The sequence below is a fragment of the Streptomyces sp. NPDC003077 genome, from assembly GCF_040611095.1.
Lineage (GTDB): Bacteria > Actinomycetota > Actinomycetes > Streptomycetales > Streptomycetaceae > Streptomyces.
In genome coordinates this window covers 48,509-55,386 of sequence record NZ_JBEXNM010000060.1, presented here as the reverse complement: position 1 = coordinate 55,386, position 6,878 = coordinate 48,509, and the positions used below count along the sequence as shown (strand labels likewise).

The window sequence follows — 6,878 nt, the reverse complement described above, 5'->3', positions numbered from 1 at the left end:
CCGCCGTCACCCCGGTGGCGCGGCGGGCCCGTCCGGGTGGTGCGGCCTCCGGTCGGCCCCCGGGGCGTACCCCGTGGCGCGCCTCGTACGCGTACTCCGCCGGAGCCCCTCGGCCCCCGGAGCCTCGCGCACACGACATGCGCGGCGCCCCTCCCCCGCGGTGCGGTGGCGTCCCCCGTGACGTACCTCGTCTCAGCCATGCCCCCACGCTAGGGCCAGGCACTGACAACCGGCCGGGCACCGACCATCGGCCGGGGCCGGGCACGGGGATCGGTCGAGGCGGACGGACCGGCCGACACCCCGCATCGGCACGGCTGCCGGACCAGGCGGAGCCACGGGCCACCGCCACACACCGGAACGTCGAACGGCCCGGGCGGACGCGCGGAAACCCCCACCCGCACGACGAACGGCCCGGGCGGACCCACGGAACCCCCCACGCACGACGAACGGCGGGTGACCGGGCGCCGCCGCGAGGCCTGCCTGGTCACCCGCCGTTCCGGTCCCCGCGCTCAAGGCGCGGTTCCCGGGGCCTGGCCCCGTCCGGTCACTTCCGGGCCGGGGACTTTGAGCCCTCCGCGTCGCCCGCGTCCGGCCGCTCGGCCGCGATCCGGTTGACCCGGCCGCGCACCACGAACCAGCCGGCGACCAGCAGCACCGCGAGGATGGGCAGCATCAGCACGGTCTTCTGTCCCACGGCGTGGCCTTCGTCGTCGAACGCCATGAGGACGATGACGCCGAGCAGGAAGGCGATGGTGGCCACGTCGGTGACCGGCGTCCACCACAGCCTGAAGTGCGGCCGGCGCACCAGCCCGGCCTTCGCCCGGCGGACGAACACCATGTGGCAGATCATGATCGTGACCCAGGTGCTGATGATGCCCAGCGCCGCGATGTTGATCACGATCTCGAACGCCTCGTCGGGCAGCAGGTAGTTCAGCCCGACGCCCAGCACGCACACCGCCGACGTGAGCATGATGCCGCCGTAGGGCACCTGGTTGCGGTTCATCAGGCTGGTGAACTTCGGCGCGGAGCCCGCCATCGACATGGAGCGCAGGATGCGGCCGGTCGAGTAGAGACCGGAGTTCAGGCTGGACATGGCGGCGGTGAGCACGACCAGGTTCATCACGTCACCGGCGTACGGCACCCCGACGTTGGAGAGCACCGTCACGAAGGGGCTCTCCTTGCCGCTGTACTTGTCCCACGGCAGCAGCATGGCGAGCAGGATCACCGAGCCGACGTAGAAGACGCCCACCCGCCACATGATGGAGTTGACGGCCTTGGGCACGACCTTCTCGGGCTCGCTGGTCTCGCCTGCGGTGACGCCCACCAGTTCGACGGCGGAGTAGGCGAAGACCACGCCCTGGAGCACGATCACCACCGGCAGCAGCCCGGACGGGAAGAGGCCGCCGTGATCGGTGATCATGTGCAGCCCGGGGGCCTGACCGTCCACGGGGTGCTGCGTGGCCAGCAGGAAGATGCCGATGAACATGAAGACGACCAGGGCCGCGACCTTGATGATCGCGAACCAGAACTCCAGCTCGCCGAAGATCTTCACCGAGATCAGGTTCACCGCCAGCACCACCGCGAGCGCGATGAGCGCCATCACCCATTGGGGAATGCTGGTGAACAGACTCCAGTAGTGGGTGTAGAGCGCGATGGCCGTGATGTCGGCGATACCGGTCGTCGACCAGTTCACGAAGTACATCCAGCCGGCGACGTACGCGCCCTTCTCCCCCAGGAACTCCCGGGCGTAGGAGACGAACGAGCCGGAGGACGGGCGGTGCAGCACCAGTTCGCCCAAGGCCCGCACCACGAAGAACGCGAACAGGCCGCAAACCGCGTACGCCACGGCCAGCGCGGGCCCGGCGGAGGCGAGGCGACCGCCCGCACCCAGGAAGAGCCCGGTGCCGATCGCGCCGCCGATGGCGATCATGTTGATGTGCCGGCCCTTGAGGCCCTTGCTGTACCCGGCGTCCCCCGCGTCGTGGGGGGCGGCCCCCTGCTCTCCGCCTGGCGGCCTGTGTGCGTCTTCTTTGACGGCTTCCGTGCTCACGGCTGGTTCATCTCGCTTTCAGGCCGGCGTATGGAGCTGTTCGCCGTGCCCCGCGATGCGTGTGGGGCGGGACCGGCCGACGGCACACCTTCCCCGAATAGACCGCCCCCGTCTGTGCGCTGGATCACACCAACGACTTCCACATAGTGAGATGTCCAGTTTTGCGGCAAAAATTTTCGGTGTGGGGCGGGCGGAAGCGGGGGTTTTGGGGACCGAGACGGGGGATTCGGACGGGCGGTGGACCATGTTCGGACGGGCGGTGGACCATGATGGCCACCCCGGGACCGTCGTCGATCCGCCGCCGCGGCCGGTAGCCCGCCACCGACGACCCCGGACGGCTTCCGTGGCGGCCGGGGGGGCACCCCCGCGCGTCGCCGACCGGAGCGACGAGGCTTCGCCCGGCGGACCCCCGTCCGCCCCGTGGTGCCGATCCGAGCAGGCCAGCCGGTTTCACAACACTGGTGAGACAGCAATACTGCTGCACATGAGTGAGCCCGCCACCGACCTGAGCCTGACCGTGGACGAGCTGGCCGCGCGGGCCGGCGTCACGGTCCGCACGATCCGGTTCTACAGCACGCGCGGGCTGCTGCCGCCCCCCGAGATCGGTCCCCGCCGGGTGGGCCGCTACGGGCCCGACCACCTCTCCCGGCTCGCCCTGATCGAGGAGCTGCAGCACCAGGGCATGACGCTGTCCGCCATCGAGCGCTACCTCCAGCAGCTGCCGCCGGACCTGAGCGCGCACGACCTGGCCATCCACCGGGCCCTGGTCGCCGGCTGGCTGCCGGACCGGGCCGAGGAGGCGACGCGGGAGCAGCTGGAGCGCCGGGTCGGCCGGGCGCTGACCGAGCAGGACCTGGACCGGCTGGCCGCGATGAGCGTGCTGGTGCGGACGGCGGACCCGGACGTCTTCCAGGTGGATCCCGGCCTGCTGCACCTGGGCGTGCGGTTGCTGGACGTCCCGATCGCGCTGGAGACGATCCTCGCCGCCCGCACGGTCGTCCTGGAACACACCCGGTCGGCGGCGCGGGAGCTGAGTCGCCTCTTCAAGGACGAGATGTGGGAACCGGACCGCGAGGACGCGCCGGACGCGGAGGAGCGGGCCCGCATGCGCTCGCTCTCCGCCCATATGCAGCCGCTGGTGGTGCAGGCGCTGGTCACGGCCTTCCAGCGCTCCATGAAGGACGAGCTGCGGGAGTGGCTGGGCGGGGACGCGACGCGGTGACACCGCGGATGCGAGGCGGCGACGGGCCGGACGACCGCGGCGGGGACCGGCCGTCCGGCGTCGGCGGGCACCGGGCCGTCCGCCGTGGCCCCCGCCCCGCCTCTCACCTCACGTCCTGAGAGCGCGACCGGCCCGGGGGCGGAAGAAGCCGGATGCCTCGGCCGCCCCGCCCCCGCACGCGTCCGCTCACGCGTCGGTGAACTTCTCTCCCCTCTCGGCCTTCTCCAGCAGCAGCGACGGGGGCGCGAACCGTTCCCCGTATGCCTCCTGGAGCTCACGGGCGCGGGCGACGAACCCGGGCAACCCGCCCTCGTAGCCGTTGATGTACTGGAGAACACCGCCGGTCCACCCGGGGAAGCCGATACCGAAGATCGAACCGATGTTGGCGTCGGCGACGGAGGTCAGCACGCCTTCCTCGACGCAGCGGACGGTGTCCAGCGCCTCGGCGAAGAGCATGCGTTCCCGCATGTCCCGGAACGGGATCGCGGCGTCCTTCTTCGTGAAGTGCTCCCGCAGGCCGGGCCACAGGCCGGCGCGCTCGCCGTCCGGCCCGTAGTCGTAGAAGCCGGCGCCGCCGCTGCGGCCGGTCCGTCCGAACTCCTCCACCATCCGGTCCAGGACGCCGTCCGCGGGGTGTCCGGGCCAGGTCCCGCCGGCCGCTTCGACCGCCCGCCGGGTCTCGTCGCGGATCTTGCGCGGGAGGGTGAGCGTCAGCTCGTCCATCAAGGACAGCACCTTGGCGGGGTAGCCGGCCTGGGCGGCGGCCTGTTCGACTGAGGCGGGGTCGATGCCCTCCCCCACCATGGCCACGCCCTCGTTGATGAAGTGACCAATGACGCGCGAGGTGAAGAAGCCGCGCGAGTCGTTGACGACGATCGGGGTCTTGCGGATCCGGCGCACCAGGTCGAAGGCGCGGGCCAGCGCCTCGTCGCCGGTCTTCTCGCCCTTGATGATCTCGACCAGCGGCATCTTGTCGACCGGCGAGAAGAAGTGCAGCCCGATGAAGTCCCGCTCCCGCGTCACCCCTTCGGCCAGGGAGGTGATGGGGAGGGTGGAGGTGTTGGAGCACAGCAGCGCGTCGGGGGCCACCAGGTCCTGGATCTCCTGGAAGACCCGGTGCTTGAGGGCGGTGTCCTCGAAGACCGCCTCGATGACCACGTCGCAGCCCGCCACGTCCTGGGGGTCGGCGGTCGGGGCGATGCGGGCGAGCAGGGCGTCCCGCTTGCTCTCGGTGGTGCGGCCCCGGGCGAGCGCCTTGGCGAGCAGGCCCTCGGAGTACGCCTTCCCCTTCCGGGCCGCCTCCGGGGTCACGTCCTTGAGGACGACCTCGATGCCCGCCTTGGCGCACGCGTAGGCGATGCCGGCGCCCATCATCCCGGCGCCGAGCACGGCGACCTTCTCGACCGGGCGGGGCGCGATGTCCCGGGGGCGGCTGGCGCCGGAGTTGACGGCCTGGAGGTCGAAGAAGAACGCCTGGATCATGTTCTTGGCGGTCTGGCTGGTGGCCAGTTCGACGAAGTACCGCGACTCGATGGTCTGCGCGGTCTCGAAGTCCACCTGGGAGCCCTCGACCGCCGCGGCGAGGATGTTGCGCGGCGCCGGGTAGGGGGCGCCGTTGAGCTGCTTCTTCAGGTTGGCGGGGAAGGCCGGGAGGTTCGCCGCGAACTTGGGGTGGGCGGGCGTGCCGCCGGGGATCTTGTAGCCCTTGACGTCCCAGGGCTGTTGGGATTCGGGGTTGGCGTCGATGAAGGCGCGTGCCTTGGCGAGCAACTCCTCCTGGGTGGCCGCGGTCTCGTGGACGAGACCGGCGTCCTTGGCGCGGGTGGCGTTGTACTGCGTCCCCTGGAGCAGCACTTTCAGCAATGCGTCGGTGATGCCCAGGAGGCGCACCGTCCGCACGACGCCCCCGCACCCCGGAAGGAGGCCGAGGGTGACCTCCGGCAGGCCGATCTTGGTGTCCGGGGTGTCCAGCGCGACGCGGTGGTGGCAGGCGAGCGCGATCTCGTACCCGCCGCCGAGCGCGGCGCCGTTGACGGCGGCGACGACGGGTTTGCCCAGGGTCTCTATGCGGCGCAGGTCGCGCTTGATGGCGTTGCCCGCCTCGAAGATCCGCCGGGCGTCGTCAGGGGTGGCGCGGATCAGGTCGCGCAGGTCGCCGCCGGCAAAGAAGGTCTTCTTGGCGGAGGTGACGATGATGCCGCGGATCCCCTCGCGCTCGGCTTCCAGCCGGTCGGCGATGGCGGCCAGGGAGGCGGCGAACGCGCTGTTCATGGTGTTCGCGGACTGCCGGGGGTCGTCCAGGACGAGGGTGACGACGCCGGTCTCGTCCTGTTCCCAGCGGATGGTGGTGGTCTGGCTCACTGTGGCTTCTCCGTATGAGGGCGGGGCGGTCAGAGGCGCTCGATGATGGTGGCGGCGCCCATGCCGCCGCCGACGCAGAGGGTGACCAGGCCGTAGCGCTTGTCCTGGCGCTCCAGTTCGTCGACGAGCGTGCCGAGGATCATGGCGCCGGTGGCGCCGAGCGGGTGGCCCATGGCGATGGCGCCGCCGTTGACGTTGATCTTGTCCAGGGGCAGTCCCATGTCCCTGGCGAACCGCAGCACGACCGCGGCGAACGCCTCGTTGATCTCGACCAGATCGATGTCCTCTATGGACAGCCCCGCCTTGGCGAGCGCCTTGCGGGAGGCCGGGGCGGGCCCGGTGAGCATGATCGTCGGGTCGGCGCCGGAGACCGCCGCCGCGACGATCCGGGCCCGTGGCGTGAGCCCGTACCGCTCGCCCACCTCGGCGTTCCCGATGGCGACGAGCGCCGAACCGTCGACGATGCCGGAGGAGTTGCCCGCGTGGTGGACGTGGTCGATCCGCTCGACCCAGTGGTACTTCTGCAGGGCTACCGCGTCGAAGCCGCCCGCCTCGCCGATCGTGGCGAACGACGGCTTCAGCCCGGCGAGGGTCTCGGCGGTGGTGCCGGGGCGGATGTGCTCGTCGCGGTCCAGGACGACCAGGCCGTTGCGGTCGCGGACGGGCACGATGGAGCGGTCGAACCGGCCTTCCTTCCACGCCTGGACGGCCCGCTCCTGGGAGAGGGCCGCGAAGGAGTCCACATCGTGCCGGGAGAATCCCTCGATCGTGGCAATGAGGTCGGCGCCGACGCCCTGCGGGACGAAGTTCGTCTCGTAGGAGGTCATCGGGTCCATGGCCCAGGCCCCGCCGTCCGAGCCCATCGGGACCCGCGACATCGACTCCACGCCACCCGCCAGGACCAGGTCCTCCCAACCGGAGCGGACCTTGGCCGCCGCGAGGTTGACGGCCTCCAGGCCCGAGGCACAGAAGCGGTTCTCCTGCACGCCCGCCACCGTGTCGGGGAGGCCGGCGGCGATGGCCGCGATCTTGGCGATGTCGGAGCCCTGGTCGCCGATCGGGCTCACCACGCCGAGCACGATGTCGTCGATGGCGGCCGGGTCCAGGCCGGGGAAGCGGCGGCGGAACTCGTGGATGAGGCCGACGACGAGATCCACGGGTTTGGTGCCGTGCAACGCGCCGTTGGCCTTGCCGCGCCCGCGCGGGGTGCGGATCGCGTCGTAGACAAACGCTTCGGTACTCAAG

At 71.2% G+C, this 6,878-nt stretch carries 4 protein-coding genes; 1 reads left to right on the top strand and 3 read right to left on the bottom strand.

Annotated features, from left to right (window positions below; genetic code table 11):
- Positions 1-544: 544 nt before the first annotated feature.
- Positions 545-2,050, bottom strand: coding sequence for an amino acid permease (locus tag ABZX96_RS29845; RefSeq protein ID WP_355550371.1), 1,506 nt, complete (start codon positions 2,048-2,050; stop codon positions 545-547).
- 484 nt (positions 2,051-2,534) lie between these two features.
- On the opposite strand from ABZX96_RS29845, the gene ABZX96_RS29840 reads away from it, so the two are divergent.
- A complete protein-coding gene (locus ABZX96_RS29840; RefSeq protein ID WP_355550369.1) occupies positions 2,535-3,272 on the top strand; it encodes a MerR family transcriptional regulator in 738 nt (245 codons plus the stop codon).
- A 186-nt stretch (positions 3,273-3,458) separates the two neighbouring features.
- On the opposite strand, the gene ABZX96_RS29835 is transcribed toward ABZX96_RS29840, so the two are convergent.
- Together ABZX96_RS29835 and ABZX96_RS29830 are read right to left on the bottom strand one after the other, a co-directional pair.
- Entirely contained in the window at positions 3,459-5,633 is a 2,175-nt protein-coding gene (locus tag ABZX96_RS29835; RefSeq protein WP_355550367.1) for a 3-hydroxyacyl-CoA dehydrogenase NAD-binding domain-containing protein, read from the bottom strand.
- Between the two features lie 29 nt (positions 5,634-5,662).
- Positions 5,663-6,877, bottom strand: coding sequence for an acetyl-CoA C-acetyltransferase (locus tag ABZX96_RS29830; protein ID WP_355550365.1), 1,215 nt, complete (start codon positions 6,875-6,877; stop codon positions 5,663-5,665).
- Position 6,878 lies beyond the last annotated feature (1 nt).